Raw genomic sequence first — 25,765 nt, 5'->3', positions numbered from 1 at the left:
CCTGCTCGGGATCATGCTTCCGACGGTACGTGCGCGGCCGCCGCGTCGCCCGCTCACCGCTTCCGGCCGTAGCCGGCGAAGACCACGGCCGTGGACCGGATCGGCTTCATGCGGACCGAGTCGCGGCGGCCCAGCCGCCAGGCGATCGCGTCCCGGAACGACGGGCGCAGGCCGACCAGGTGGAGGTCCAGACCCAGCCGGTCGGCCGCGGCGAGCAGCCGCTCGCGGTCGACGAAGAGCGCCGGGTCGTGGATGCCCGGTGGCGGGCCGCCGGGTAGCCGCTCTCCCACGGTGACCATGAGGAAGCGGCCGATCCGGGTGGCGGCCAGCGCGTCGACGACGAGGACCCCACCGGGCCGGAGCAGGCGCGCGCACTCCGCGAGCACCGCGACGTCGTCCTCGACGTGCTCGAGGATCTCGCCGGCGACGACGACGTCGGCGCAGCCGTCGGCCAGGGGGACGGCGAGCACCGAGCCGCGCACGGGGAGCACGCCGCGGGCGCCGGCGACCCGGAGCCCCTCCAGCCCGAGGTCGACGCCCACGTGCCGGTACCCCAGCCGGGCGGCGTGCGGGGCCATCAGCCCGCCGCCGCAGGCGAGGTCGACCAGGAGCGCGGGCCCCTCCGCCGGGGGGATGTGCTCGGCCCGGGAGGCGGCCAGCCAGTGCAGCGCGGCGAACCCGCCCGCGGGCTCCCACCACTGGTCGGCGAGGTCGTCGTACTGGGCGGGGTCGTTGCGCGGCAGGGTGGTGGGTCGCACGGGTGCCTAACCCTTCTTCAGCGGATCGTGCCCCCAGTTCATCAGGGAGTACCGCCACCGGGAGCTCTCCACGTCCTCGTGCTCCGGGCGCTGGGCCAGGTGGCGGGCCACGTAGCCGTGCACCTTCCGCATGTGGGCGAGGTCGTCGTCGTCGAGGTCGCCCTTCTTGGTGCGCAGCAGCTCCACGATCCGCCGGCCGGAGGCGTGGCCGGTGGACTCGCCGTCGCCGTCCTTCTGCCCCACGGACCGGGACTCCTCCGTCTCCAGCCACTTCTCCAGCTCGCCCGCGGTCATGTTCACCGCCTCGCCGAACGCGCGCCGGGTCGTGTCGGGGTCGTCGGTCGCCATCAGTTCTCCGCTCGGTGGTCGTCCTCCCCCGGGTACCGCCGCGCCGACCGGCGGAAACCGCGCGTCTGGTACTGCTGGTACCCCTGTCCCGTCCCCGGAGGTCCCCGTGTCCGTCACCGTCGTCGGCAGCCTCAACGAGGACGTCCTGGTGTCCGTCGACCGGCTGCCCGGCCGGGGGGAGACGGTGGTCGCCCGCGCCTCGGCGCTCGCCCCGGGCGGGAAGGGCGCCAACCAGGCCGCGGCCGCGGGGCTCCTGGGCGGCGGTGTGCACATGGTCGGCCGGGTGGGCGACGACCCGGCGGGCGACCGGCAGCTCGCCGCGCTGGCCTCCTCCCGGGTCAACGTGAGCCGCGTGCTGCGCACGATCGGCACGCTCACCGGCAGCGCCACCATCCCGGTCGAGGCGGGCACCGGCGAGAACCTGATCGTCGTGGTGCCGGGCGCGAACGCCGAGCTCTCCCCCGTCGACGTCGAGGTGCCGTCGGTGCGGTCGGCGCGCGTGCTGCTGCTCCAGCTCGAGGTGCCGATGCCGGCGGTCGAGGCGGCGGCGCGGGCCGCGACCGGCACCGTCGTCCTCACCCCGGCGCCGCCCGCCCCGCTGTCCGACGCCCTGCTGCGGCGGGTCGACGTGCTCGTCCCCAACGAGCACGAGCTGCTCCTGCTGGCCGGAGCCGGGCCGGCCGACCGCTCCCCCGCCGACCTGGTGCGGCTGGCCCGCCGGGTGACGCCGGGCGCCGTCGTGGTGACCCTCGGCGCGCGCGGTGCCCTGGTCGTGCCGCCGGGGGAGGGACCGGCCGTGCTGCAGCCGCCGCCGCCGGTGACCGCCGTCGACACGACCGGCGCCGGGGACTGCTTCTGCGGTGCGCTGGGCCAGGCGCTCGCCACCGGCGCCACGCTCCCCGACGCCGTCCGGCACGCCGTCGCGGCGGCGGCGGCGTCCACCACGGGCCCGGGCGCGCGGGGCGCGCTGCCCGACGAGGAGACGGTGCGCGAGCTCCTGACCCGGGTGCCCGCGGCCACCCCGGTGGGCTGACCCCCGGTTTCCCCGCCCGAGGACCGGGCACAGGGTTCCCGTCCCACCCGAGGAGGAACCCGCGATGAGCGAATCCCACCGCACGCCGCGCAGCGCCGAGCGCGCCGAGGGCGACCCGGCCGGCGAGGAGCCCGGCAGCGGCCGCACCCCGCACCCCGAGGAGCCGGCCGAGGGCCGCACCGACGCCGCCGGCGGGGGTGCCGACACCCCGGACACCTGACCGGCCCGGGCGGGTGACCCACCTCTCAGCCCTGATCGGCCGCGCGCCGGTTTCGCACCGCCACGACCCGGGCACGCGCCGGAGCATGGAGGACAACCTGCCGCACACCCGGGCCACCGACGAGTCGACCGACGGGTCGCGGGCCGACTCCTCCGGCGAGACCACGGCGCGCGCCGTCGCGCGGCTGCTGGCCAACCCGCGCCGCACCCGCCGGAACTGACGCCCGCTGGGCTCTGCGGGGCTCGGCGGTCACGCTGCGTCGTCACACGAACACCTCCGCTCCCCGGTGCCACGGGGAGCCCGGGCGCCCCTCATCACCCAGAGCGATCACGGTCGGCGTGCCGCGAACTGCTCCGTCACGATCTGGTGCAGCATCGGTGACGTGACCGCCGCCCTGCCCTTCACCGCCGCCGACGACGCCACGGCTCCGGTCCGCCGCAGCCGCGCCGAGCGGCAGGCGATCGTGCTGGACACCGCCGAGCGCCTCTTCGCCGGCCGGAGCTCCCGCAGCGTGGGCATGGACGAGCTGGTCCGCGAGACCGGGCTGGGCAAGATGACGGTCTACCGGCTCTTCAAGAGCAAGGACGACCTCGTCGGGGCCTACCTCAGCCGCAAGGCGGCGACCGTGCTGGGGTTCATCGACGCCGAGCTCGACCGGCTCGAAGGCGACCCGCGCGCGGCGCTGCTGTCGGTCGTCGACGCCGTGGAGCGCGACGTCACGCGGACCGGGTTCCGCGGCTGCCCGTTCACGAACGTCAGCAGCGAGTACGACGACCCGCAGCACCCCGCCCGCAGCGCCGCCGCCGACTACAAGTTCGAGCTGCACGCGCGCCTGGAGCGGCTGGCCGACGAGATCGTCCCGGGCAACGGCGAGGACCTCGCCGCCCAGGTCCACCTGATCATCGACGGGATGTACCTCTCGGGCGGGCTCCTGGGCCCCGACGGCCCCGCCGCCCACGGGCGACGGCTGGCCGAGCGGCTGATCGAGATCGCGGTCGCCCGCGGCTGACCGCAGGATGGGCCGGTGAGCAACGACCGCACCCGGCCCGACCTCGACGACCAGATCGTGGAGGCGCTCGGCAAGCTGTCCGAGGCCCTGGAGACCGTCGACCAGGCGCGTGGCTTCCTGTACGCCTTCCACCAGCTGACCGGCAAGGCCGACCGGCTCCTGCAGGAGTCCGTCGACCTGTTCCGGGACGCCGGCGCCGGCCCGCTGGCCGCGGACCTCGAGCGGGACCTGGTGGGGCGCAACGTCGTCGCCGACCGGTGGACGTTCCAGATCGTCGAGGACTTCGACGAGAACTACTGGGGCACCTTCCGCGCCTTCGACGCGCGCGCCCGGGACGAGCTCGCCGGGGGCGACCGGCACGTGTTCGAGGCGCGGATGAAGCAGCGCGAGCGGACCGTGGGCCACCCCGCGCACGAGGCCGGCCCGGCGCTGGCCGACTGACGGCCCGCCCGGGGGCGCGATCCCGACACGCCTGGTGAGGGCCCTGTTTCCGCGTGCGCGAGCGCGGGCAGATCACTCCTCATGACCATGCCGGACGAGAACAACCTGGGCTCCGACCGCGAGGCCCAGCCGCTCGGCGCGCAGAAGGCGCCCGGCGAGGACCGCGACTCCCTGGGCGCCACGGAGGGGCCGGCCGACGGCATCGCCGGCCCGGCCTACCCGCCCGCCGACACCGAACCGGACGCCCGGTGAGCGGCCCCGGACGGGAGCCTGCCGGCGCGCAGCGCGACCCGCTCAGCGTCGGGCTCGGCTCCCAGCCCCCGGGCGATCCCGGCGCCGAACCCGACCGCACCACCGAACGGCCGGCCGAGCCGGCCCCGGCCCGCGAACGGCACACCGGGAAGGCCATCGGCCGCTCCCTCGCGCTGGCGCTGCTCATCTTCGTCACCGTCCTGCTGGTGCTGTTCGTCGTCTTCAACGGCCAGTCGGTGCAGATCAGCCTCGTCTTCACCGACGTCGAGGGCCCCCTGGTCGTGGCGCTGCTGGTGGCGGCGGCGCTGGGCGGCCTGCTCGTGTGGCTGGCGGGCGCGGTCATGCGCGCGCGGCGTCGCAAGCGCTGACCCCTCCGGGGCACACCCCGGCCGCATGCGTGTCCGGCGACCCGGTGCTTGCCGTTACTACTCGCGGGTAATAGCGTTTGTTACTCGCGAGTAGGACGACGCCGTCCGCCGGCACGGAGCACGGGAGCCTGAGCGCCATGACGCACTACACCGCCAATCTGCGGGACCTCGAGTTCAACCTCTTCGAGTTCCTGGAGACGAAGGACAAGTTCGGCACCGGTCCGTTCGAGCAGATGGACGCCGGCACCGCGCGCGGGATCCTGGCCGAGATCCGGAAGCTCGCCGAGGGTCCGGTCGCCGCCTCCTTCGTCGACGCCGACCGCAACCCGCCGGTCTTCGACCCGGCCACGAACTCCGTGACCCTCCCGGAGTCGTTCAAGAAGTCGTACAAGGCCGTCGAGGACGGCGAGTGGTCCCGTCTCGACCTGCCCGAGCACCTCGGCGGCTTCGGCGCGCCCCACGCCCTCACCTGGGGCGCCTTCGAGATGATCCTGGGCGCCAACCCCGCCGTGTTCATGTACGGCTCGGGCGCCGCCTTCGCCGCCATCCTCGACGAGCTGGGCACGCCGGACCAGAAGCGCCTGGCCGAGCTCATGCTGGAGCACCGGTGGGGCGCCACGATGGTCCTCACCGAGCCCGACGCGGGCTCCGACGTCGGCGCCGGCACCACCAAGGCCGTGCAGCAGCCCGACGGCTCCTGGCACATCCACGGCGTGAAGCGGTTCATCACGTCGGCCGAGCACGACATGAGCGACAACATCATCCACCTGGTCCTGGCCCGGCCCGAGGGCGCGAAGGCCGGCACCAAGGGTCTGTCGCTCTTCGTCGTCCCCAAGTTCCACGTCGACCTCGCGACCGGTGAGCTCGGCGAGCGCAACGGGGCCTACGTCACCAACGTCGAGAAGAAGATGGGCCTCAAGGTCTCGACGACGTGTGAACTCACCTTCGGGGACGGCCCGGTGCCGGCGCAGGGCTGGCTGGTCGGCGAGGTGCACGACGGCATCGCCCAGATGTTCAAGGTCATCGAGCACGCCCGGATGTTCGTCGGCGCCAAGGCGATCGCGACCCTCTCGGCGGGCTACCAGGTCGCGCTCGACTACGCCAAGACCCGCGTCCAGGGCGCCGACCTGACGGCGACCAGCAAGGACGCCCCCCGGGTGACCATCACCCACCACCCGGACGTCCGCCGCTCGCTGATGCGGCAGAAGGCCTACGCCGAGGGCATGCGGGCGCTGTACCTCTACACCGCGGGCTTCCGCGACCGCGTCACCGAGGCGGAGGCCGCCGGGGACAGCGAGGCGGCCCGGCTGGCCGAGCGGGTCAACGACCTGCTGCTGCCGGTCGTCAAGGGCTTCGGCTCCGAGCGCGCCACGGAGCTGCTCACCTCCGAGTCGCTGCAGACGCTGGGCGGTTCGGGCTTCCTGCAGGACTACCCGATCGAGCAGTACATCCGGGACTCCAAGATCGACACCCTCTACGAGGGCACGACCGCGATCCAGGGCCAGGACTTCTTCTTCCGGAAGATCGTCAAGGACGGCGGCGTCGCGCTGACCTGGCTGGCCGAGCAGATCCAGGCCACGGTCGACGGCGAGGCCGGGAACGGCCGGCTCAAGGAGGAGCGGACGCTGCTCGGCACCGCCCTCCAGGACGTCCAGGGCATGCTCACCGCGATGTTCGGTCACCTGACCGCCGCCCAGGAGGACATGTCCTCGCTCTACAAGGTCGCGCAGAACACCAGCCGGCTGCTGCTGGCCACCGGCGACCTGATCACCGCCTGGCTGCTGATCCGCCAGTCCGAGGTGGCCCTGGCCGCCCTGGCCGGCGACGTCGGCGAGAAGGACAGGCACTTCTACGAGGGCAAGCTCGCCGCCACGCGCTTCTTCGCCACCCAGGTGCTGCCGAGGCTCACGGCGGAGCGGGCCATCGTCGAGGCCACCGACAACGCCCTCATGGACGTGCCGGAAGCGGCCTTCTGAGCACACTGTCGTCCTCCGGACGACACCGCGGCCAGGAGCCGTCCCCCTGGTGGGCTGAGCGCTGCCGTCGTCCCTCGGGGAACCCTCCGGGCCCCCGCTCGGGACGACCCGCACGAACACCGAGGCGCCTTCGCATCGGCGAGGCGGCCTCGGTCGTTTGGGGGAGACGACGACGGGCATGGGCTGTCGGGACAGCCGACGGACAGGAGGCCGGCATGACCGATCCGCAGGGCAGCGACCGCATCCAGCAGGACGTACCCACCTCGTCGGGCACGGGGGCCAACAGCGACCTCGCCTCCTCCTTCGACGACGTGCCGCTCACCGCCGAGGAAGGCGTCGAGCGGGACGCCGCCCAGGGGGACGACCTGCCCGCGCGCGCGGACGGCGACGTCGCCCGCGCCACCCGCGCCGGCGCCACCGGCGAGGTCCAGGCCCCGACCGACCGCTCCGGGGACGACGGCCGATGACCGAGTCCCAGCCGACCGGGTACCGCGAGTCCCCCGACACCACGGACGGGCCCGTCGCCGAGGCCCAGGAGGACGGCGCCCCCGAGGGCGAGGCGACGCTCACCACCGACGACGACGCGCAGCGGGACGACGGCGTCACCCGCCCGGGGAACGTCCCCGACTGACCGAGCCCGGGTGGCGGGTGTGCTGCCACACCACCAGGGGGCAGCGCGCTGTGTGCGTGGCGACCGTGGGGCAGGTCGCACCGGCGGCCTAGCGTTCGCGCCATGGCGGTCAACGGTCCCCTGGTCGGGCGGCGGGCACTCATCACCGGCGGGGCGTCCGGCATCGGCCGGGCCTGCGCCCTCCGGCTGGCCGCCGACGGCGCCGACGTCGTGGTCGTCGACCGCGACGCCGAGGGCGCGCAGGCCGTGGCCGCGCAGGTGGGCGGCACGGCGGTCACGGCGGACCTCTCCGACCTGGACGCCGTCGACCGCCTCGACCTCGGCGTCGACATCCTGGTCAACAACGCCGGCCTGCAGCACGTCGCGCCGGTGCACGAGTTCCCGGTCGACCGGTTCTCCCACATCCTGCGGCTGATGCTGGAGGCCCCCTTCCGGCTGGTCCGCGGCGCGCTGCCGCACATGTACGACCGCGGCTGGGGCCGGGTGGTCAACGTCAGCTCGGTCCACGGGCTGCGCGCCTCGCCGTACAAGTCGGCCTACGTCACGGCCAAGCACGGCCTGGAGGGGCTCTCCAAGGTGATCGCCCTGGAGGGCGCCGCGCGGGGCGTCACCTCGAACTGCGTCAACCCCGCCTACGTGCGAACCCCGCTGGTGGAGGGGCAGATCGCCGCGCAGGCGCTGGCGCACGGCCTGTCCGAGGGCGACGTCGTCGAGCAGGTGATGCTGGCCCCGGCGGCGGTGAAGCGGCTGATCGAGCCGGTGGAGGTGGCCGACGCCGTCGCCTGGCTGTGCTCCCCCTCCGCGGCCTCGGTCACCGGCACCTCTCTGGTCATGGACGGCGGGTGGAGCGCACGGTGACCGCGCGACCGGCCAGAATGCCGGTCGTGTCCACCCCCGCGGCGCCCTCCTCCGGCGGTGCCGGCCCGCGCCCGGTGCCGGGCCGGACCGCCGAGTTCTTCGAGCTCCTGCTCGGCGACGCTGCGGCGATCGAGTACGAACGGCCGCTGGTGCGGGCGCGGGCGGCGGGGGCCGACGCCGACGAGCTCGCCGAGCTGGACCGGGTCAAGGTGCTGGCGCTGGAGGTCCGCGAGGCGTTCGCCGCCCGGCGCCGCCGGGAGTCCGAGCTCACCGCCCTGTTCGACACCGCCAACGACCTCGCGGCGCTGCGCGGCGTGGACTCGGTGCTCACCGCCATCGTCCGGCGTGCCCGCCAGCTGCTGGGCAGCGACGTCTCCTACCTGACGCTGAACGACCCCGTGCGCGGCGACACCTCCATGCGGGTCACCGACGGCTCGGTCTCGGCCCGGTTCCAAGGCCTGCGGCTGCCGATGGGGGCGGGGCTGGGCGGGCTCGTCGCCCAGACCGCCGCGCCCTACGCCACGGCGAGCTACTTCACCGACCCCCGGTTCCGGCACACGACCGAGATCAACGACGGCGTGCGCGAGGAGGGGCTCGTCGCGATCCTCGGGGTGCCGCTGGTCCGGGGCGCGCAGGTCATCGGCGTCCTCTTCGCCGCCGACAGACGCGAGCGCACCTTCGACCGGTCGCAGGTCTCCCTCCTGGGCTCGCTGGCCGCCCACGCGGCGATCGCCCTGGACAACGCCCGGCTGCTGGAGGAGACGCGGTCGGCGCTGGACGAGCTCTCGGCGGCCAGCCGCCGGCTGCGCGCCCACACCGCGTCGGTGGAGCGGGCGGCCGGCGCGCACGACCGGTTCATCGACGTCGTCCTGCGCGGCGGCGGGGTCGAGGACGTCGCCGCCGCGGTGACCGAGGCCCTGGGCGGCAGCATCACCGTGCTCGACGAGGAGGGCCGGGCCGCCTCGCCCGGCGCCGAGGCGGCGACCGCGCTGCCGCCCGATCCCGCCGGGGCCCTCACCCTGGCCCGCGCGACCGGCCGCACGGTGCAGGACGGCAGCTGGTGGACCGCCGCCGTCACGGTGGACAGCGAGCTGCTGGGCGGGCTGGTGCTGCACCGCGAGGAGGAGCTGGCCGACTCCGACCAGCGGATCCTGGAGCGCGCCGCGCTGGTCACCGCCCTGCTGCTGCTCATCCGCCGGACGGCGGGCGAGGCGGAGAACCGGGTGCGGGGTGAGCTGCTCGAGGCGCTGCTGAGCCCCGGGCTGCGCGACCCCGACGGGCTGCGGGAGCGCGCACGCCGGCTGGGCGCGGACCTCGACCGCCCGCACGCCGTCGTCGTCGCCCGGGTCGAGGCCCGGTGCCGGCCACGGGCGCTGGCCACCGCGGCCCACCTGGCGGCGACCCGCGGTGGGCTGGCCGGCCTGCACGGCGGCTGCGTCGTCCTCTGCCTGCCCGGGCTCGAGCCCGGCACCGCGGCGGCCACGGTCCGCCGGGAGCTCGCCGCCGCCGGCGCCGGCGCGGCCACCGTCGGGGGCGCCGGGCCGGCCTCCGGCCCGGGTGCGGTCGCGGCGGCACACGCGGAGGCCGCCCGCTGCGCGGCGACCCTGGTGGCGCTCGGCCGCACCGGCGACTCGGCGAGCGCCGAGGAGCTCGGGTTCTTCGGCCTGCTCGTCGGGGAGGGCCGCGACGTGCCCGCCTTCGTGACGGCGACGCTGGCCCCCGTGCTCGAGTACGACGCGAAGCGGGGCACCGACCTGGAGGGGACGCTGGAGGCCTTCTTCGCGGCGGGCAGCTCGCCGGCCCGGGCGGCGGAGGCCCTGCAGGTGCACGTCAACACCGTCACCCAGCGCCTGGACCGCATCGGCCGCCTGCTCGGCCGGGAGTGGTCCTCCCCCGCCCGCGCCCTGGAGGTCCAGCTCGCGCTGCGCCTGCACCGGCTCACCCGCGTCGACCCGGACTGACTTCCCGGCCGGTGCCCCGACAGGGGCTCGTACCCTGGCCCGGTGCAGCAGACCGCCGTCCACCCGCCGGTTTTGGCGGTCGAGGAGTGGCGGGCGCGGACCGCGGCGCACGAGCTGCGGGTGGACCGCTGGGCGGTGCCGCACCGCGAGCGCCGCCGTCGTGGCGAGACCCACCCGGTGCTGGACTTCCTGTTCACCTACTACTCCGAGACGCCGGGCCGGCTCCGTCGCTGGCACCCCGGCCCGGACGTCGCCCTGGCCGGGCCCGCACCGCACGAGGGCCGGCGCTGGTACGGGACCGACGGCGCGACGGTGCGGCTCGACGTCACCGCCTTCCTGGCCGACCGCGGGGACACCGTGCGCTTCGTCCGCCGGCTGCTCGTGGCGACCGCCTCCCGCCCGGCGTTCACCGGGTGCTTCGGCCTGCACGAGTGGGCGATGGTCTACCGCGACACGGGCACCCGGCACCCGGTCCCGCTGCGGCTCGGCCAGGAGGGCACCGACGCCGTCGTCGAGGCGCACCCGGTCCGGTGCAGCCACTTCGACGCGTTCCGGTTCTTCACCCCGGCCGCCGTCGGGCGGAACCGGCTGCAGCCCACCCGCGAGAGCCAGCCGCTGCTGGAGCAGCCGGGGTGCCTGCACGCGGGCATGGACCTCTACAAATGGGCCTACAAGCTCAGCCCCGCCACCCCGGGGGAGCTGGTCGCCGACTGCTTCGAGCTGGCCGTGGCGATCCGGGAGATGGACATGCGCGCCTCCCCGTACGACCTGCGCGCGCACGGCTACGCCCCCGTCCCCATCGAGACGCCCGAGGGCAAGGCCCAGTACGTGGCCGCGCAGCGGGGGTTCGCCGAGCGGGGCGCCGTGCTGCGGCAGCGCCTGATCGACGTCTGCGACCGCCTCCTCACCGGCACCGCGACTCCGCCGTCCCGTGGCCGGGATCAGGGGACCTGATCGTGGAGCGTCCTCCCTCACCGCGCACCGTGAGGGAGGACGCTCGATGATCAGGGTCGCTGATCGTCGCGGGCGGTCCGGGCGCGGCGCGGGTCAGGCCCCGTCACAGCACCGAGCTCACCGCCCGGACGAGACCTCGACCAGGCCGGGTCCGGACGCCGGTCGCCGGTCCAGCACGCGCGCGGGTGCCGGCAGCCCGAGGAAGAAGCCCTGCGCCAGCTGGACCCCGCTCTCCCGCAGCGCGTCCCGCTCGGTCGCCGTCTCCACCCCCGAGGCCACGACACGGCACCCGCGCTCCTCGGCGAAGGGCACGAGGGCCGCGAGCAGCGCACGCCGCGCGGCGTCGTGCTCGATGCCGACCGTCGTCTCCCGCCCGAGCTTGAGGAAGCCCGGCCGGTGCTCCTCCACCCAGCGGAAGCTCTCGTATCCCACCAGCGGGTTCTCCAGCGCGACCTGCACCCCGATCGGCAGCTCGGCCGCGGAGAGGCTCCGCCCCTCGACCAGCGTGCCGGACTCCAGGACCACCGGGCAGGTCGAGCGGCTGACGATGCTGGAGAGCTCCCGCGGCGAGTGCCACAGCGCCGGGGAGACGTTCACCGAGACCCACGCACCCTCGGGCAGCGACGCCGCGGCGGCCAGCGAGGCCCGCAGCAACGCGCCGTCGAGGTCCACGCCGATGCCGCGGTCGGTCGCCGCATCCAGCCGCTCCTGGGGAGCCCGTCCGTCGGCGAACCGGCACAGCGCCTCGTACCCCACCGGTTCGCCGGTCGTCAGATCGACGATCGGCTGGAAGACGGTGAAGAAGATGAAGTCGCGGAACGCGGCCACCACGGCGCTGTCGTCCGGCTCGACCGGCGGGGCGGACCGCGGCGCGGGGACCGGAGCGACCTCCCGCTCGCCGCCGACGTCCGTGGGCACGGCGACGCCCCCCGGCGTGCCGGGGATGCCGTAGTGGAGGACGGAAGCCCAGTCGGGAGCCGGCGGGACGGCGACGGGCCGGGGCTGGGCGGCTCCCGACGACCGGGACGGCCGACCCGCGCGGACGTCCCCCTGCCGACGCGGCTCCACCGGGCGGTAGAGCCAGTCCCGCAGGTGCACCCACAGGTCCACCATGCTGTTGCCGAGACCCACGAACGCGACCATGGCGTAGGTGGCCAGCGCGGTGTTGAGCGCGGCGAAGACGAGATGGCCCCAGTGCTGCGACTGGATGTCCACGACGACGGTGTAGGCGGAGAACCCGATCAGCGCCAGGGGCGCGAGGATGAACACGGCCCCCGCCGTCGTGCGGTCACGAACCTTCGGCGTCCGCTTGAAGGCGCTCTTCTCCCCGGTGATCAGCTGCAGGATGGAGGCGAAGGAGCCCGACAGGTTGACCGGCAGCAGGATCAGGTTGAAGCCGTAGATGCGCAGGACGTCGGTCCGCCGGTACCCGGTGGCGCGCAGATCTCCGGCCATCATGAGGAAGTACGGCACCGACACGAGCAGCAGGAGCGGGTGGAGCAGCTCGGCGTTGAACGGGTAGAAGAGCATGACGACGAGGCACACGGAGCTCCAGAAGATGGAGGCCATGTAGTTCACCCGGAGGAACAGCTCGCCGAAGCGGTTGCGCTCCCCGCGCGCCCGGCGAGCCCGGACCTGCTCGCGCAGCTTGGAGAGGATCAGCAGACCGCCGTTGGCCCACCGCTGCCGCTGGATGCACAGCGAGCCGAAGTCGGGCGGGGTCGCCGAGTAGGCCAGCCGCTCCGGGTAGTTCAGCAGCGACCAGCCGTGCACCCCGAGGTCGATGGTCGACTCGGTGTCCTCGATGACCGTGCGGTCCTGGATGTAGCGCCGGATCTCGAAGTCACCGTCGTAGTCCACCTCGACGATGTCGTCGAGGGCCCGCTTGCGCAGCACCGCGTTCGCCCCGACCCAGAAGGTCGCGTCGTACTGGGTCATGCCCTGGTGGACGATGTGCTGCAGGTCCGTCGACGCACCGGAGATCCGCTCCAGCCGGGTCGCCGACCCCGGGAACGAGCTGTACGGCGTCTGCGCGACGGCCACCCCGCTGTGCGCGCTCTGGCTGAGCAGGTGCACGATCCGCGCGGCGTACTCCGGGAGCAGCATGCTGTCGGCGTCCAGGGTGAGGACGTACTCGGGTTCCTCGACCGTCAGGTCGGCCACCCGTGCCGCAGACCTGACGAGCGCCAGCCCCACCGGCGTCTGGACCTCCCGGTAGCTGCCCCCCATGAGACCGATGTAGCTGTTGAGGTTCATGGCCTTGTTCGGCTCGTGGGAGAGCGACCGGTAGCGCTTGCGCTCGAAGCTGCTGACGCGTGCGCCGAAGGTCGCGGTGAGCCGGCGGTAGAGCTGCAGCAGCCGGTCGCCGGGGAGGACCGCGCCCTCCTGGGCCGCGCTGACCAGCGCATCGCCGACCGTGGCGAGGTCCGCGGCCAACGCGCCGACCACGTGCTCGACGAAGAAGACGTCGGTGTGGTCGATGATCTCGTGCCGGGCGCCCAGGTCGTGCAGCCACTCGACGGCGAAGCGGTAGTGCTCGGCCAGCTCCCGGACGTCGTCGGCCGTCGCGGCCCGGCCGGCGCCGTCCCCCACCGCCCGCTCGAAGGCGTCGCGGGCCTCCCGGAAACGGCCGGCGGGCACCTCGAGCTGGGCCGTGATGCTGCCGGGGAGCGCCCGCGCGTCGTCCAGCAGTGCCCGGGCCCGGTTCGTGGTCGGGTTCTGCGGGTCGTCGATGAGCAGCACCACGTGCAGCGCCGGGTACTCCTGGAGCGCTGCTGACAGCAGCGTCGTCCGGATGACCCGCTCGTCCTCCTGGTACGAGGGGACGAGCACCGTCACCGGAGCCGCGGGCTGGTCGAAGAAGGCGTCGAGGACGGCGCGCGACGCCCGGGTGTGCGCCCGGCTCCGGTAGAAGAACCCGATCCGGGTGATGAGGTAGGCCATGGCCGACGTGGCCAGGCCGGTGATCAGCAGCAGGTAGACGATCGCCTCGATGACCAGCCGCGCGCTGTCAGCCTTCCCCTCGATGAACTGCTGCTCGATGGTGAAGGCCACGTACACGGCCCACGCCGAGACGGTCAGGACGATGGCCAGCCGGCCGATCGCCATGCGCCGCTCGGACACCTTCGCGGGCACCAGCGGGAGGGGTTCCCGCCGTCGGTCGCTCCCCCACTGCCGCCGGACGTCCGGCCGGCGCGGATCGGGAAGGGTTCGTCGCATCAGTTCCGCCTTCGTGCTCGTCGACTCCGACGGGTGCCAGGCGTCCGACCGGCGTCCCCCACGTCGGATCGCATCCTGCGGCCCCGGCAGGCCCGGCCGCTGCCCCCGGTCACCCCTCGTGATGAGGCCCGTGCCCGGCGTGGGGCGGACGGGTGCCATCACGGGGCAGGCTGTGCCGAGGTCGAGCCACCCAACCGCAGTCCCGACCGGGGACCGCGTCGACGAGAGCGAGGGCTTCCATGGGCGCATCGAGCGCCGCACCCCGGGACGAGGAGCAGCCGGTGGCGCGCCGGCTGTCCTGGACGCGCGTGGGCCTGCTGCTGCTGGTCGTCGCCGCGGTCGCCGGCGGGGCGTTCGTCTCGGTGACCGAGGCCGCCGACCGGACGGAGCCGGCGAGCCTGTCCTGGAGCGTCCCCTACGTCGACGTGACCCTGACCCCGACCTTCCAGTTCCAGGACCCGTCGGTCAACCCCGCGCGAACCGTTGCCCTGGCCTTCGTCGTGGCCGACCCGGAGGACGGCTGCGCACCCAGCTGGGGCGGCTACTACTCCCTCGAGCAGGCCGGTACCGACCTGGAGCTGGACCGTCGGATCGACCAGCTGCGGTCTGCCGGCGGCGACGTCATGGTGAGCTTCGGCGGGCTGGTCAACGACGAGCTCGCCATCACCTGCACGGACACCGGCGACCTCACCGACGCGTACCGCGACGTCGTCGAGCGCTACGACCTCTCCGCCGTCGACCTCGACGTGGAGGGCACCGCCGTCGCCGACCTCGCCGCGGCCGGCCGGCGCGCGGCCGCCCTGGCCGACCTGCAGCGCGAGCGGGCGGCCGCCGGCTCCCCCCTCGCCGTGTGGCTCACCGTGCCGGTGGCCCCGACCGGGATGACCGCCGAGGGCGTGGAGCTCGTGCGCGCCACCCTGGCCGGCGGCGTGGAGCTGACCGGCGTCAACGTGATGACGATGGACTACGGCGGCGCCAAGCCCGCGGAGCAGTCCATGATCGAGGCGACCGAGCAGGCGCTCCGCGCCACGGCCGATCAGGTCCGCGCCCTGTACGAGGAGATCGGCACCTCCCTGGCGGAGCGGCAGGTCTGGAGCCGGATCGGCGCGACCCCGATGATCGGCCAGAACGACGTCGAGGGCGAGGTCTTCTCCCTCGACGACGCCGCGGCGCTCGCCTCGTTCGCGCGTGCCACCGGCCTGGGGCGGCTCTCGCTGTGGTCGCTGAACCGCGACACCGGCTGCGGCGCGAGCTTCGCCGACGTCGCGGTCCACTCGAACACCTGCAGCGGCGTCCCCCAGGAGGCCCTCGCCTTCGTGACCGCGTTCGCCGGCCTCGGTGGCGACGGCCCCGCCGTGCAGATCGACGACACCGTGGAGGATGCCGGTCGTCAGCCGGTCGTCGACGACCCGGCGACGAGCCCCTACCCGATCTGGCGGGCCGAGGCCCAGTACCCGGCCGGCTACAAGGTCGTGTGGCACGGCAACGTGTACGAGGCCCGCTGGTACGCCATGGGGGTCGACCCCTCCGTGCCGGCCACGGCCGGTGTCCCGTCGCCCTGGGCGCTGCTCGGCGTGGTGGAGACGACGGAGTCGGCCCCCCAGCCGGTGCCGACCGTCACCGACGTGACGGAGGTGTGGAACCCCGACGCCCTCTACCAGCGGGGCGCCCGGGTCCTCCTGGACGGGCTGCCCTACGAGGCGCGCTGGGCCAACCGCGGGGCCACCCCGGGGACCCTGTTCCCGATCGGGCCCGACGAGGCCTGGGGGCCGCTGTTCACGATCCCCGGCCAGCCCGCCGGGAGCTGAGCCCCGGGGGCGGACGCCGTACCGTCCCAGGGGTGACCTCTCCGCACACCGACCGCTGGATCCGCCTCGACGGCACCACGAACATGCGGGACCTCGGCGGGCTGCCCACCACCGACGGCGGGCGGACGGCGACCGGCCGGATCCTGCGGAGCGACAACCTGCAGACCCTCACCGACACCGACGTCCGGCGCCTGGTCGGCGAGCTCGGGCTGCGCCAGGTGATCGACCTGCGCACCACCGCGGAGATCCTGCTCGAGGGGCGCGGCCCGCTGCGCGCCGTCCCCGAGGTCACCCACCGGCACTTCACCCTGCTGCCCGAGCGGGGGCACCACACCGACGTCTTCGCTGTCGAGGAGGACGACCCCCGGCCCGAGCTCGTGGCGGGGTGGACCGAGTCGCTGCTGCCGCGGCAGGTCGCCGCCCACGACGAGGGCGAGCCCCCGGCCGTGCGCTCCTACCTGGGCTACCTCGGCCAGCGCTCGGAGAACGTGGTCGGCGCCCTGCGGGCGCTCACCCGGGCTCCCGAGGGCGCGTCGGTGGTGCACTGCGCGGCCGGCAAGGACCGAACCGGCGTGGTGTGCGCCCTGGCGCTCGCGGTCGCCGGGGTGCCGCACGAGGAGATCGTCGCCGACTACGCCCTCACCGCGGAGATCATCGACGCGCTGGTGGCGAAGCTGGCCACCTCGCCGACCTACGCCGAGGACATGGTCACCCGCGACGTCGCCAGCCACACCCCGCGCGCCGAGACGATGGACCGGCTGCTGGCGCTGCTCGACGAGCGCTTCGACGGCCCGGTCGGCTGGCTGCACGCGCACGGCTTCGGCGCCGACGAGCAGGCGGCGCTGCGGGCGCGGCTGCGCGGCTGAGCGGTCAGCGGCCGGCGCGGGCCGAGGGGCCGCGCCGCTGCTTCTCGCGGTACATCGCCGCATCCGCCTCGCGGAGCAGCGCGTCGGCGTCGCACGCCCGCTCCTCGCCGAGGACGGCGACCCCGACGCTGGTGCCGACCCGCACGGGGGTGCCCTCGAGCCGGAAGGGCTCGTCGAAGCAGGCGGTGATGCGGTCGGCGAGGAGCTGCGCGTGGCCGGCATCGGCGAGGTCCGGGAGCACGATGGCGAACTCGTCCCCGCTGAGCCGGCCCACCGTGTCCCCGGGGCGGACGGCGGCGCGCAGCCGCGCCGACACCTGGCGCAGGAGCTCGTCGCCGGCCGCGTGCCCGAGCGAGTCGTTGACCTCCTTGAACCGGTCGAGGTCGCAGAACAGCACCCCGAGCCGGCCGTCGGGACCGGTCGCGGCGAGCGTCGTCTCGAGCCGCTCCAGGAAGAGGACGCGGTTGGGCAGGCCGGTCAGCGCGTCGTGGGTGGCCTGGTGTCGCACTGTCTCGAGGAGCCGGGCCTTCTGCAGCGCCGTGGCGGCCTGGTCACCGACACCGCGCAGCCGGGCCAGCACGTCACCGCCGAGCTCGTCGGGCGCCTGCCCGGTCTGCCAGCCGACCGTCACCACGCCCAGGAACGCCGAGCCGGCGAGCAGGGGGACGGCGACGACGCGCGCGCTCCCGACGCCCCGCAGCAGCGCGCGGATGGTGGGGCTGCTGGTCGTGTCGTCGAGGACGAGCGGGTCCCGCTCGGTCAGCAGCCCCATCAGCTCAGGCGTCTCCTCGGGACGCAGCGCGGTCAGCCGCATCACCGCCGCCTGCTCCTCGGACAGGCCGGCGGTCGCGGACGCCCGCAGGACCCCGGCACCGGGATCCCACAGCAGGAGGCTGGCACGGGCGCAGCCGACGACGCGCAGGAGCGCCGCGGTGACCAGCTCGGCCACCTCCACGGCATCCGCCGCGGCGGCCAGCTCGTGGGCCAGCTCCAGCAGCGCACCTGCCCGGCCCGCCTCCGTGCGCGCCTCCTGCAGGGCGATGATCAGGTCCAGGGCCGCCGCCGCGTGCCCCGCGTAGGCGGCCAGCATCGCGTGCTCGTCGGTCATCTCGCCGTCGCCCGACGGGTAGATCGCGGCCAGCCGGCCGTGCCGGCGGCGCGGGGAGGCGACGTCGACCACCACGGCGGTGGCGTCCAGGTCGTCCCCGGCGAGGATGCGGGCGGCCAGGTCGGGCAGCTGGTGCTCGGGGATCCCGGCGCCGTGGACCAGCGGCGGCCCGCCGCCCGGCGCGGTGACGACGAGCAGGTGCGCCGGGGCGAGCACGGCTTCGCCGGCGCGGGCCACGATGCGGTGGAGGACGGTGTCGAGGTCCTCGCTGGCGACGAGGTCGCCCGCGGCCGACTGGAGCGTGCGCAGCTGTCCCCGGAGCGCCGCCAGCTCCGGGTCGGCCGCCGCCGCGCCGGGCCGTCGGCGGCGCCACCGCGACCGCCGCTCCCAGGTGAGGCGGTAGATGCAGGTCCCGGTGCCGTCGACGCAGCACTCGGTCTGCGCGAGCACGCCGGGACGCAGGCCGAAGATGGCCGGGATGGTGACCGCCAGGCCGCGCGCGTAGGCGCAGTCCAGCGCCGAGTGGGCGTAGCCGTCGGCCAGGTGCAGGGCGACGGTGGCCGACGTCGCGGTGGTCTCGCGGATCTCCATGCGGGAGACGGTGGTGAACTTCGCCGCGGCCCGGGGCAGCTGGCGGAACACCTGGCGCGGCGTGCCGAGCGCACGCAGGGCCAGCAGCAGGGAGTGGCCCAGGCCGCTGCGCATCGCGGCCGCGCCCACGTGGAACATCGTGTCCGGGTCGCCCAGCACCTCGGTGGCCGCGGTGAACAGCCGGATGCGGGTGTCGTAGCTCCACCAGCGGGCCTGGTCGTCGACCTGGTCGGCGACGTCGGCGAGCCCGGCGCGGTCCAGCACCGCAGCGACGGCGTCGTCCCCGCCGTGGCGGCGGACGTAGTGCAGCACCCCGGCCATGGTGATGCCGGGGGTCTCCCGCGCCTCGGCCGACCGGCCGGCGCTCGCGGCGCCGGTGGCGGGTGCTCGTGTGCCCACGGCTCGGTGATCGGCGGACCAGCACCCCCGCTTGAGCGGAACCGACCGCTCCGGGTGAGCCGCGGTCGCGGGTCGGAGGCGCGCCCGGGACGGGCCGGGACGCACGCGACCCCGGTCCCTGAGGGGGAACCGGGGTCGGTTTCACGGGCCGCGCGCCGCGCGGCCGGGGCTCAGCGGCCGAGGAGGTGGCTGCCGTTGGCCATCGTCAGGAGCTCGTCACGCATGGCCGGGCTGCTGCTGCGGGCCAGGGCCTTGTTCAGCTCCCGGCGGGTACGCGCCAGCTGCCGACGCCGCCGCCAGCTGGTCGTCACGCTGCTCATCGTTGTTGCCTCTTTCGTCGGAATGTGATGCCTGCAGCCGTAGTAACGCAGGCACCTGCCAATCTAATCCGACGAAACGTCGGCGGACCTGAGACTCCACCGAAGGTTCCTCATCCGTTGGGGTGAGAGTCGTCACGCGGCGAGGGCCGCGCGAGCCGCCGCTCGGGCCGCCAACGGTTCGTCGGTCGCCAGCGCCGCCTCGGCAGCCCGCTGGCAGGCCACGAGGTCGACGGTGGACAGGCGGGCGCCCACCCCGGCGACGGCGGAGGTGGCGCAGGACAGGGAGCTGATCCCGAGCCCGACGAGGACGCACCCCAGGAGCGGATCGGCGGCGGCCTCCCCGCAGACGCCGACCGGCTTCCCGGCGCGCCGACCCGCAGCGGCCGTGAGCGCCACCAGCTCGAGCAGCGCGGGCTGCCACGGGTCGGTGAGCTCGGCGAGATCGGCGGAGAGCCGGTCGGCGGCGAGGGCGTACTGGGACAGGTCGTTGGTGCCGATGGACAGGAAGTCCACGTGGGCGAGCAGGCGCTCGGCGTGCAGGACGGCCGAGGGCACCTCGATCATCACGCCGGGCACCAGCCCACGGGCGCGCACGGCGGAGGCGAAGCCGGCCGCCTCCGGCACGGTGGCCACCATCGGAGCCATGACCCAGGGCGTCGACGCGGTCCGCGCCGCCGCCTCGGCGATCGCGTCGAGCTGGCGCTCGAGCAGCCCGGGGTCGCGGCGGGCGACCCGCAGGCCGCGGACGCCGAGCGCCGGGTTGGCCTCGTCGGGCGGGGTGGCGAAGGCCAGCGGCTTGTCCGAGCCGGCGTCCAGGGTCCGGACGACGACCTTCCGGCCCGGGAAGGCCGCCAGGACCTCGGCGTACCCGGTCGCCTGCTCCTCGACCGAGGGCTCCTCCGCACGGCCCAGGAAGGCGAGCTCCGTCCGGAACAGCCCGACCCCCTCGGCGAGCGCGCGGGCGGCGGCCCGGGCGCCGGCGCCGTCCTGCACGTTGGCCAGCACCTGGACGACGTGCCCGTCCCTCGTGCGCCCCGGCCCCCGGTAGCCGGCCAGCGCCTCGGCGGCCAGCCGGGCGGCGGCCACCCGCGCCCTCGCCTCCTCCGGCTCGGGGTCGACGGTCAGCGTCCCCTGCTCGCCGTCGAGGAGCACCGTGGCCCCGGCGGGGACCGCGTCGAGCCCACCCACGCCGACGACGCAGGGCAGGCCGAGCTGGCGGGCGATGATCGCGGTGTGGCTGGTCGTGCCGCCCAGCCGGGTGGCCAGCCCGAGGATCCGTGCCGGGTCCAGGCCCGCGGTGTCGGCCGGCGCGAGGTCGTCGGCGAGCAGGATGGAAGGCACGTCCGGCGCGGGGACGCCGGGCTCGCCCTGGCCGGTGAGCTCGGCGACGATCCGGTCGCGGACGTCGCGCACGTCCGGCACGCGCTCGGCCATCAGGCCGCCCAGCGCCGCGAACATGTCCATGAACTGCTGCGCGGCCTGCACCGCGGCGACGGCGGCCGGGGTGCCCGCGTCGATCCGCTGCTCCGCCGCGGTGCGCAGCGCGCGGTCCCGCGCGATGCCCGCCGTGGTGCTGAGGACCTCGGCGCTCACCCCGGTCGCCGCCGCGGCGCGCGAGGTGAGCCGCGCGGCCACGGCCTCGGCGGCCGCGCCGTAGCGGGCCTTCTCCGACTCCCGCTCGGAGCCGGGCACCTCGGCGCCGTCGTCGGCCGGGAGGCGGATCGTCCCCGCGGGGCGGACGACGGGCCCGACGGCAGCCCCCGGGACCACCGGGGTGCCGGTGAGGACCGCGGGACCCGCGGTCGCGGGCGGGGAGACGGTGCTGGACATGAGGACCTCGCTGAGCGCCGGTGCGGGAGGGCGGGTGCCGTGATCAGGGTCACGAATTCCTGTTGACTTGTCAACGGATCGGACGTAAAACAACACAAGCACAACGGCGAAGCCACACATTCGGACACCGTCGACCGTCCCGGAGGGCCCGTGCTCTATCCCGAGGAGCGCCAGCAGGCGATCGCGGCGCTGGTGACCGATCGCGGCCGGCTGGCCGTCGCCGCCCTGGCCGAGGAGTTCGGCGTGACCACGGAGACCGTCCGGCGCGACCTCGCCGTCCTCGAGCGGGCCGGCACGCTCCGCCGGGTGCACGGCGGGGCCGTGCCGGCCGGCGCCCTCACCCTGGTCGAGCCGGGCCTCGGCGAGCGGCACCGCACGCACAGCGACGAGAAGCGCGCGATCGCCGCGGCGGCCCTGGCTCTCCTGCCCGGCGCGGAGGGCAGCATCGTCCTGGACGGCGGGACGACGACGGCCGCCCTCGCCGAGCTCCTGCCCGCCGACCGCCGGCTGCTCGCCGTCACCTCCTCGGTCCCCATCGCCTCCCGGCTCTCCGGGACCGGCGGCGTCACGCTGCACGTGCTCGGAGGTCGCGTCCGCGGCGTCACCCAGTGCGCGGTGGGCGAGACGACCGTCCGGGCCCTGGCCGAGCTGCGCGTCGACGTGGCGTTCCTCGGCGCCAACGGCATCACCCCCGACCACGGCTTCACCACGCCGGACGACGCCGAGGCGTCGGTGAAGCGGGCCATGGTGCGGGCCGGGCAGCGCGTCGTGGTGCTCGCCGACAGCAGCAAGCTGGGACGTGAGCACCTGGTGCGCTACGCCGCCATCGAGGACGTCGACGTCCTGGTCACCGACGGGAAGGCCGATCCCGGGGTGGTCGCCGAGCTGGAGAAGGCCGGCGTCGAGGTGGTGCTCGCGTGACCGGCCCGCGGCGGCCCGGCCGGGTCGTCACCCTGACCGCCAACCCCAGCCTGGACCGGACCCTGGAGCTGCCCGGCCCGCTCGGCCAGGGCGGCATCGTGCGGCTGGCCGGGACCACCACCGAGCCGGGGGGCAAGGGGGTCAACGTGGCCCGCGCCCTCGCCGCGGCGGGCGGCGACGTGGTGTCGATCCTCCCGGCGGCGGCGTCGGACCCGATCGTCACGGCGCTGCGCGCCCTCGGCCTCGAGCTGGCCACCGTCCCCGTCCCGACCCCCGTGCGGACCAACTACACGCTGGTCGACCCGGCCGGCACGACGACGAAGCTGAACGAGCCGGGCGCCCCGCTCACCGAGGTCTCGCGGAGCGCGCTCAGCGGCGTCCTGCACGGGCACGCCGCGGCCGCGGAGTGGGTCGTCCTCTCCGGCTCCCTGCCGCCGTCGACGCCGGCCGACTGGTACGCCGACCTCGTCCGCTCGCTTCGGGACACCGGGGCGCGCATCGCCGTGGACACCAGTGAGGCACCCCTCGTCGCGCTGCTGTCCGCGGGGCCCGACGCCGCTCCCGACCTCCTGAAGCCGAACGCCGAGGAGCTGGCCCAGCTGGCCGGTCTCACCGAGGAGGAGGTGCTGCGCGACCCGGCCGCGATGCTCGCCGCGGTGCGCTCGCTGCACGATCGCGGTGTCGCCGAGGTGCTGCTCACGCTCGGCGCGGACGGCGCGCTCCTCTCCACGGCCGACGGCGAGCTCTGGTCCGCCCGTCCGCCGCGGGTGACCGTCCGCAGCACGGTCGGCGCCGGCGACTGCAGCCTCGCCGGCCACCTCCTCGCCTCCCTGGCCGGCGCGCCGCCGGCCGAGCGGCTGCGCAACGCCGTCGCCTACGGAGCGGCCAGCGCGTCGCTCCCCGGATCCGCCGTCCCCACCCCGGCCCAGGTGGACGGTCCGGCAGTACGGGTCACCGCCGGGCTCCCCGGCAGCACGAGTCCCACCGTCCCGAACCCCGTCCCGGCCGTCGGCCGGGACGCCCTCTGACTCCCCCGGGAGAGGCCCATGCCCGCACTGATCACTCCCGACCTGGTGGCGCTCGACGCCGATCTCGGGCCGGACAAGGCCGCGGTCGTCCGCCGGCTGGCCGAACTGGTCGCCGCCACCGGCCGGGCCACCGACGCCGACGCCCTGCAGGCCGACGTCCTGGCCCGCGAGGCGCAGGCGGCGACCGGCCTGCCCGGGGGCATCGCGATCCCGCACTGCCGCTCCGAGGCGGTGACCGAGCCGTCGCTCGCCTTCGCCCGCCTCTCCCCGAAGGTGGACTTCGGCGCCCCCGACGGCCCGGCCGACCTCGCCTTCCTCATCGCCGCCCCCGCGCACGGCGATGCCGACCACCTCACCCTGCTGACCGCCCTGGCGCGTGCCCTGGTGCGGCCGGACTTCGTCGCCTCGCTGCGGTCGGCGACCTCGGACGCGGAGATCGTCGCGCTCGTGGAGGAGGTCGTCTCCCCGGCGCCCGCGGCGGCACCGGCCGGGGCGACCGCGGGCTCGGCGGCGACCGCGCCGGCCGCCGCTCCCGCCGGAGGACCGCCGTCGGAGCCCGCTGCCCGCAGGAGCGTCGTCGTTGTCAGCGCCTGCCCCACGGGCATCGCGCACACCTACATGGCCGCCGACAAGCTGGCCGCCGCCGGCGAGGCCGCCGAGGTCGACGTGCACGTCGAGACGCAGGGCTCCTCGGGCTCCACCCCGCTCGACCCGGCCGTCATCCGCGCCGCCGACGCCGTGATCTTCGCCGTCGACGTCGGGGTCCGCGACCAGGACCGGTTCGCCGGCAAGCCGCTCGTGCAGAGCGGCACCAAACGGGCCATCAACGAGCCCGACGTGATGATCCGCGAGGCGCTGGCCGCCGCGCACGACCCGAACGCACGCCGCGTGCCCGGCAGCGCGTCGGGCGCCGCGGCCCCGTCCGGCGCCGGGGGGCGGCCGGGAACGGCCACCGAGATCCGCCGCTGGCTGCTCACCGGCGTGAGCTACATGATCCCGTTCGTCGCCGCGGGCGGCCTGCTCATCGCGCTGGGGTTCGCGCTCGGGGGCTACCAGATCGTCACCGGCAACCCCGACGCCGATGGCCAGAGCTACGCCCTGAGCTGGGTGCTGAACAACTCGCTGCTCGACCTCCCGGTCGGCCAGAGCACCGAGGAGCTCCGGTTCGGCCTCCTCGGCTACCTCGGCGCGGTCTGCACGGTCCTCGGGCAGGCTGCGTTCGCCTTCCTCGTCCCGGCCCTCGCCGGCTACATCGCGTACGCCATCGCCGACCGGCCGGGCATCGCGCCCGGCTTCGTCGTCGGTGCCGTGTCGCTGACCGTGGGCGCCGGCTTCCTCGGTGGCCTGGTGGGCGGCATCCTCGCCGGCCTGGTGGCCCTGTGGATCAGCCGCTGGAAGCTGCCCTCCGGCGTGCGGGGGCTCCAGCCCGTCGTGATCATCCCGCTCCTCGCGACGCTGATCTCCAGCGGCATCATGGTCATGCTGCTGGGCCGCCCGCTGGCGGCGGCGCTCGAGGGGCTGGGGAACTGGCTCAACGGCCTCAGCGGGTCCTCGGCCATCCTGCTCGGGATCATCCTCGGCCTGATGATGTCCTTCGACCTGGGCGGGCCGGTCAACAAGGCGGCGTACCTCTTCGCCACCGCCGGCCTGGCCTCGCAGACCAGCGGCTCGTTCACGATCATGGCGACCGTGATGGCCGCCGGGATGGTGCCCCCGCTGGCCATGGCGCTCAGCACCGCGATCCGCTCGAGGCTCTACACGGCCGCGGAGCGGGAGAACGGCAAGGCGGCCTGGCTGCTCGGCCTCTCGTTCATCTCCGAGGGGGCCATCCCCTTCGCCGCGGCCGACCCGGTCAGGGTCATCCCGTCGATGATGCTCGGCGGCGCGACCACCGGTGCCATCGTCGCCGTCCTGGGGATCGAGGCGCGGGCTCCGCACGGCGGGGTGTTCGTCTTCTTCGCGATCAGCAACGTCCTGCTGTGGCTGCTGGCCATCGCCATCGGCGCCGTCGTGGGTGGCATCGCGGTCACGCTCGCCAAGAGCTTCGGGCGCAGCGATGCCGACGACGCCCCGGAGGACGCCGTCGACCTGGCGCACGCGCACAACCCGACCCCCGGGGGGGGGGGGGGGGGGGGGGGGGGGGGGGGGGGGGGGGGGGGGGCGGGGGGCGGCGCCGCGGGGCGCGCGGGCGGCGGCCGGGCGTGGGCGCGGCAGCGGCCCCCTCCCCCCCCCCCCCCCCCCCCCCCCCCCCCCCCCCCCCCCCCCCCCCCCCCCCCCCCCCCCCCCCCCCCCCCCCCCCCCCCCCCCCCCCCACGGCCTGACCGCCAGGAGAAGGACCCCCTCGCCCCCCAGCGCTCGCACGCTCGCGATGGGACCCTGCGAGGGCGCCGCCTCCCCCAGCACGACAGCGAGAAGAGGACACATGCCCAGTCAGACCGTGACCGTCGGCTCCCGGGTGGGGCTGCACGCCCGCCCGGCCGCGCTGATCGCCGAGGCCGTCGGGAAGGCCGGGGTGCCCGTCACCCTCGCCACCCCCGGCGGCAACCCGGTCGACGCCGGTTCGCCGTTGATGATCATGACCCTCGGCGCGAAGCAGGGCTCGGAGGTGATCGTCGCCAGCGAGGACCAGGCCGCGCTGGACCGCATCGCGGACCTCGTCGCCCAGGACCTCGACGCGGAGTGACCCGAGACGGCGACGGCGCCCTCCCCGCGCGGGAGGGCGCCGTCGCCGTCGTCCATGATCAGGTGCCCTGATCGTGGCGTGGGCCCCCCCACCCCCGGCGGGGGGGGGGGCCACCCGGGGCTGACGGCAACCGCTCAAACCCCGGGTCCCGACCGGGGGGGGGGCGGCCCCTCAACCCCCCCC

At 75.3% G+C, this 25,765-nt stretch carries 24 protein-coding genes and 1 pseudogene; 19 read left to right on the top strand and 6 right to left on the bottom strand.

Features of this window, described 5'->3' with window-relative positions; genetic code table 11:
* Window positions 1–53 precede the first annotated feature (53 nt).
* Both ACI79P_RS10630 and ACI79P_RS10625 read right to left on the bottom strand, forming a co-directional pair.
* Window positions 54–758 carry a methyltransferase domain-containing protein gene (locus ACI79P_RS10630; protein ID WP_456581014.1) on the bottom strand — a complete coding sequence of 235 codons (705 nt, stop codon included), beginning with the start codon at window positions 756–758 and terminating at the stop codon, window positions 54–56.
* 6 nt (window positions 759–764) lie between these two features.
* On the bottom strand, window positions 765–1,106 hold the full coding sequence (locus ACI79P_RS10625; protein ID WP_456581013.1) for a DUF3140 domain-containing protein: 342 nt from the start codon (window positions 1,104–1,106) through the stop codon (window positions 765–767).
* 106 nt (window positions 1,107–1,212) lie between these two features.
* Here ACI79P_RS10625 and ACI79P_RS10620 point away from each other — a divergent pair, with 106 nt between their 5' ends.
* The 13 genes from ACI79P_RS10620 to ACI79P_RS10560 all read left to right on the top strand — a co-directional run bounded on the left by ACI79P_RS10620 (window position 1,213) and on the right by ACI79P_RS10560 (window position 10,809).
* Window positions 1,213–2,139, top strand: a complete 927-nt coding sequence (locus tag ACI79P_RS10620) for a ribokinase (RefSeq protein WP_456581012.1) — start codon at window positions 1,213–1,215, stop codon at window positions 2,137–2,139.
* A gap of 64 nt (window positions 2,140–2,203) precedes the next feature.
* Complete coding sequence (locus tag ACI79P_RS10615) at window positions 2,204–2,359, top strand: hypothetical protein (RefSeq protein ID WP_456581011.1); 156 nt, start codon at window positions 2,204–2,206, stop codon at window positions 2,357–2,359.
* A gap of 85 nt (window positions 2,360–2,444) precedes the next feature.
* A complete protein-coding gene (locus ACI79P_RS10610; RefSeq protein ID WP_456581010.1) occupies window positions 2,445–2,579 on the top strand; it encodes a hypothetical protein in 135 nt (44 codons plus the stop codon).
* Window positions 2,580–2,741: 162 nt separating this feature from the next.
* Entirely contained in the window at window positions 2,742–3,368 is a 627-nt protein-coding gene (locus tag ACI79P_RS10605; RefSeq protein WP_456581009.1) for a TetR/AcrR family transcriptional regulator, read from the top strand.
* 15 nt (window positions 3,369–3,383) lie between these two features.
* Entirely contained in the window at window positions 3,384–3,809 is a 426-nt protein-coding gene (locus ACI79P_RS10600; RefSeq protein WP_456581008.1) for a hypothetical protein, read from the top strand.
* Between the two features lie 81 nt (window positions 3,810–3,890).
* Window positions 3,891–4,061 (top strand): hypothetical protein, encoded by a 171-nt coding sequence (locus ACI79P_RS10595; RefSeq protein ID WP_456581007.1) that lies wholly within the window; start codon window positions 3,891–3,893, stop codon window positions 4,059–4,061.
* The gene (locus tag ACI79P_RS10590; protein WP_456581006.1) at window positions 4,058–4,429 is read left to right on the top strand and encodes a lipopolysaccharide assembly protein LapA domain-containing protein; all 372 of its coding nucleotides are present in this window, start codon (window positions 4,058–4,060) and stop codon (window positions 4,427–4,429) included. Before ACI79P_RS10595 ends, ACI79P_RS10590 begins: the two co-directional genes overlap by 4 nt.
* Before the next feature lie 137 nt (window positions 4,430–4,566).
* Entirely contained in the window at window positions 4,567–6,405 is a 1,839-nt protein-coding gene (locus tag ACI79P_RS10585; RefSeq protein ID WP_456581005.1) for an acyl-CoA dehydrogenase, read from the top strand.
* Window positions 6,406–6,620: 215 nt separating this feature from the next.
* The gene (locus ACI79P_RS10580; RefSeq protein ID WP_456581004.1) at window positions 6,621–6,872 is read left to right on the top strand and encodes a hypothetical protein; all 252 of its coding nucleotides are present in this window, start codon (window positions 6,621–6,623) and stop codon (window positions 6,870–6,872) included.
* Entirely contained in the window at window positions 6,869–7,036 is a 168-nt protein-coding gene (locus tag ACI79P_RS10575) for a hypothetical protein (RefSeq protein WP_456581003.1), read from the top strand. The genes ACI79P_RS10580 and ACI79P_RS10575 overlap by 4 nt, the downstream gene beginning before the upstream one ends.
* A gap of 102 nt (window positions 7,037–7,138) precedes the next feature.
* Window positions 7,139–7,894 carry a 3-hydroxybutyrate dehydrogenase gene (locus ACI79P_RS10570; protein ID WP_456581002.1) on the top strand — a complete coding sequence of 252 codons (756 nt, stop codon included), beginning with the start codon at window positions 7,139–7,141 and terminating at the stop codon, window positions 7,892–7,894.
* Between the two features lie 17 nt (window positions 7,895–7,911).
* Window positions 7,912–9,855, top strand: a complete 1,944-nt coding sequence (locus ACI79P_RS10565) for a helix-turn-helix domain-containing protein (protein WP_456581133.1) — start codon at window positions 7,912–7,914, stop codon at window positions 9,853–9,855.
* Window positions 9,856–9,897: 42 nt separating this feature from the next.
* The gene (locus ACI79P_RS10560; protein ID WP_456581001.1) at window positions 9,898–10,809 is read left to right on the top strand and encodes a 3-methyladenine DNA glycosylase; all 912 of its coding nucleotides are present in this window, start codon (window positions 9,898–9,900) and stop codon (window positions 10,807–10,809) included.
* A 117-nt stretch (window positions 10,810–10,926) separates the two neighbouring features.
* Here the strand turns inward: ACI79P_RS10560 and ACI79P_RS10555 are convergent, their stop codons facing one another.
* Complete coding sequence (locus tag ACI79P_RS10555; protein WP_456581000.1) at window positions 10,927–14,028, bottom strand: glycosyltransferase family 2 protein; 3,102 nt, start codon at window positions 14,026–14,028, stop codon at window positions 10,927–10,929.
* Between the two features lie 239 nt (window positions 14,029–14,267).
* On the opposite strand from ACI79P_RS10555, the gene ACI79P_RS10550 reads away from it, so the two are divergent.
* A complete protein-coding gene (locus ACI79P_RS10550; RefSeq protein WP_456580999.1) occupies window positions 14,268–15,836 on the top strand; it encodes a chitinase in 1,569 nt (522 codons plus the stop codon).
* A 32-nt stretch (window positions 15,837–15,868) separates the two neighbouring features.
* A complete protein-coding gene (locus ACI79P_RS10545; protein WP_456580998.1) occupies window positions 15,869–16,702 on the top strand; it encodes a tyrosine-protein phosphatase in 834 nt (277 codons plus the stop codon).
* A 4-nt stretch (window positions 16,703–16,706) separates the two neighbouring features.
* On the opposite strand, the gene ACI79P_RS10540 is transcribed toward ACI79P_RS10545, so the two are convergent.
* The 3 genes from ACI79P_RS10540 to ACI79P_RS10530 form a co-directional block, all read right to left on the bottom strand.
* Window positions 16,707–18,800 (bottom strand): diguanylate cyclase domain-containing protein, encoded by a 2,094-nt coding sequence (locus tag ACI79P_RS10540; protein WP_456580997.1) that lies wholly within the window; start codon window positions 18,798–18,800, stop codon window positions 16,707–16,709.
* Between the two features lie 170 nt (window positions 18,801–18,970).
* A complete protein-coding gene (locus ACI79P_RS10535; protein ID WP_456580996.1) occupies window positions 18,971–19,120 on the bottom strand; it encodes a hypothetical protein in 150 nt (49 codons plus the stop codon).
* 132 nt (window positions 19,121–19,252) lie between these two features.
* Window positions 19,253–20,950 (bottom strand): putative PEP-binding protein, encoded by a 1,698-nt coding sequence (locus tag ACI79P_RS10530; protein ID WP_456580995.1) that lies wholly within the window; start codon window positions 20,948–20,950, stop codon window positions 19,253–19,255.
* Between the two features lie 150 nt (window positions 20,951–21,100).
* Between ACI79P_RS10530 and ACI79P_RS10525 the strand changes: the two genes are divergently transcribed.
* From ACI79P_RS10525 to ACI79P_RS10510, 4 genes and pseudogenes are all read left to right on the top strand, one after another.
* The gene (locus tag ACI79P_RS10525) at window positions 21,101–21,871 is read left to right on the top strand and encodes a DeoR/GlpR family DNA-binding transcription regulator (protein WP_456580994.1); all 771 of its coding nucleotides are present in this window, start codon (window positions 21,101–21,103) and stop codon (window positions 21,869–21,871) included.
* A complete protein-coding gene (locus ACI79P_RS10520) occupies window positions 21,868–22,899 on the top strand; it encodes a 1-phosphofructokinase family hexose kinase (RefSeq protein WP_456580993.1) in 1,032 nt (343 codons plus the stop codon). The genes ACI79P_RS10525 and ACI79P_RS10520 overlap by 4 nt, the downstream gene beginning before the upstream one ends.
* 18 nt (window positions 22,900–22,917) lie before the next feature.
* Window positions 22,918–24,924 (top strand): annotated as a pseudogene (locus ACI79P_RS10515) (PTS fructose transporter subunit IIABC); the annotation flags it as partial.
* 31 nt (window positions 24,925–24,955) lie between these two features.
* Window positions 24,956–25,582, top strand: coding sequence for an HPr family phosphocarrier protein (locus tag ACI79P_RS10510; protein WP_456581132.1), 627 nt, complete (start codon window positions 24,956–24,958; stop codon window positions 25,580–25,582).
* Window positions 25,583–25,765 lie beyond the last annotated feature (183 nt).

Source organism: Blastococcus sp. SYSU DS0510 (assembly GCF_054050835.1).
The sequence above is the reverse complement of the archived record's forward strand: the minus strand, read 5'-3'. Positions and strand labels throughout refer to the sequence as shown.

Excerpts from the sequence above, each read along its gene's own strand:
- ACI79P_RS10625 (WP_456581013.1), bottom strand. The coding sequence starts at position 1,106 with ATGGCGACCGACGACCCCGACACGACCCGGCGCGCGTTCGGCGAGGCG.
- ACI79P_RS10615 (WP_456581011.1), top strand. The coding sequence starts at position 2,204 with ATGAGCGAATCCCACCGCACGCCGCGCAGCGCCGAGCGCGCCGAGGGC.
- ACI79P_RS10610 (WP_456581010.1), top strand. The coding sequence starts at position 2,445 with ATGGAGGACAACCTGCCGCACACCCGGGCCACCGACGAGTCGACCGAC.
- ACI79P_RS10595 (WP_456581007.1), top strand. The coding sequence starts at position 3,891 with ATGACCATGCCGGACGAGAACAACCTGGGCTCCGACCGCGAGGCCCAG.
- ACI79P_RS10585 (WP_456581005.1), top strand. The coding sequence starts at position 4,567 with ATGACGCACTACACCGCCAATCTGCGGGACCTCGAGTTCAACCTCTTC.
- ACI79P_RS10580 (WP_456581004.1), top strand. The coding sequence starts at position 6,621 with ATGACCGATCCGCAGGGCAGCGACCGCATCCAGCAGGACGTACCCACC.
- ACI79P_RS10575 (WP_456581003.1), top strand. The coding sequence starts at position 6,869 with ATGACCGAGTCCCAGCCGACCGGGTACCGCGAGTCCCCCGACACCACG.
- ACI79P_RS10570 (WP_456581002.1), top strand. The coding sequence starts at position 7,139 with ATGGCGGTCAACGGTCCCCTGGTCGGGCGGCGGGCACTCATCACCGGC.
- ACI79P_RS10565 (WP_456581133.1), top strand. The coding sequence starts at position 7,912 with ATGCCGGTCGTGTCCACCCCCGCGGCGCCCTCCTCCGGCGGTGCCGGC.
- ACI79P_RS10555 (WP_456581000.1), bottom strand. The coding sequence starts at position 14,028 with ATGCGACGAACCCTTCCCGATCCGCGCCGGCCGGACGTCCGGCGGCAG.
- ACI79P_RS10550 (WP_456580999.1), top strand. The coding sequence starts at position 14,268 with ATGGGCGCATCGAGCGCCGCACCCCGGGACGAGGAGCAGCCGGTGGCG.
- ACI79P_RS10535 (WP_456580996.1), bottom strand. The coding sequence starts at position 19,120 with ATGAGCAGCGTGACGACCAGCTGGCGGCGGCGTCGGCAGCTGGCGCGT.
- ACI79P_RS10530 (WP_456580995.1), bottom strand. The coding sequence starts at position 20,950 with ATGTCCAGCACCGTCTCCCCGCCCGCGACCGCGGGTCCCGCGGTCCTC.
- ACI79P_RS10510 (WP_456581132.1), top strand. The coding sequence starts at position 24,956 with ATGCCGACGACGCCCCGGAGGACGCCGTCGACCTGGCGCACGCGCACA.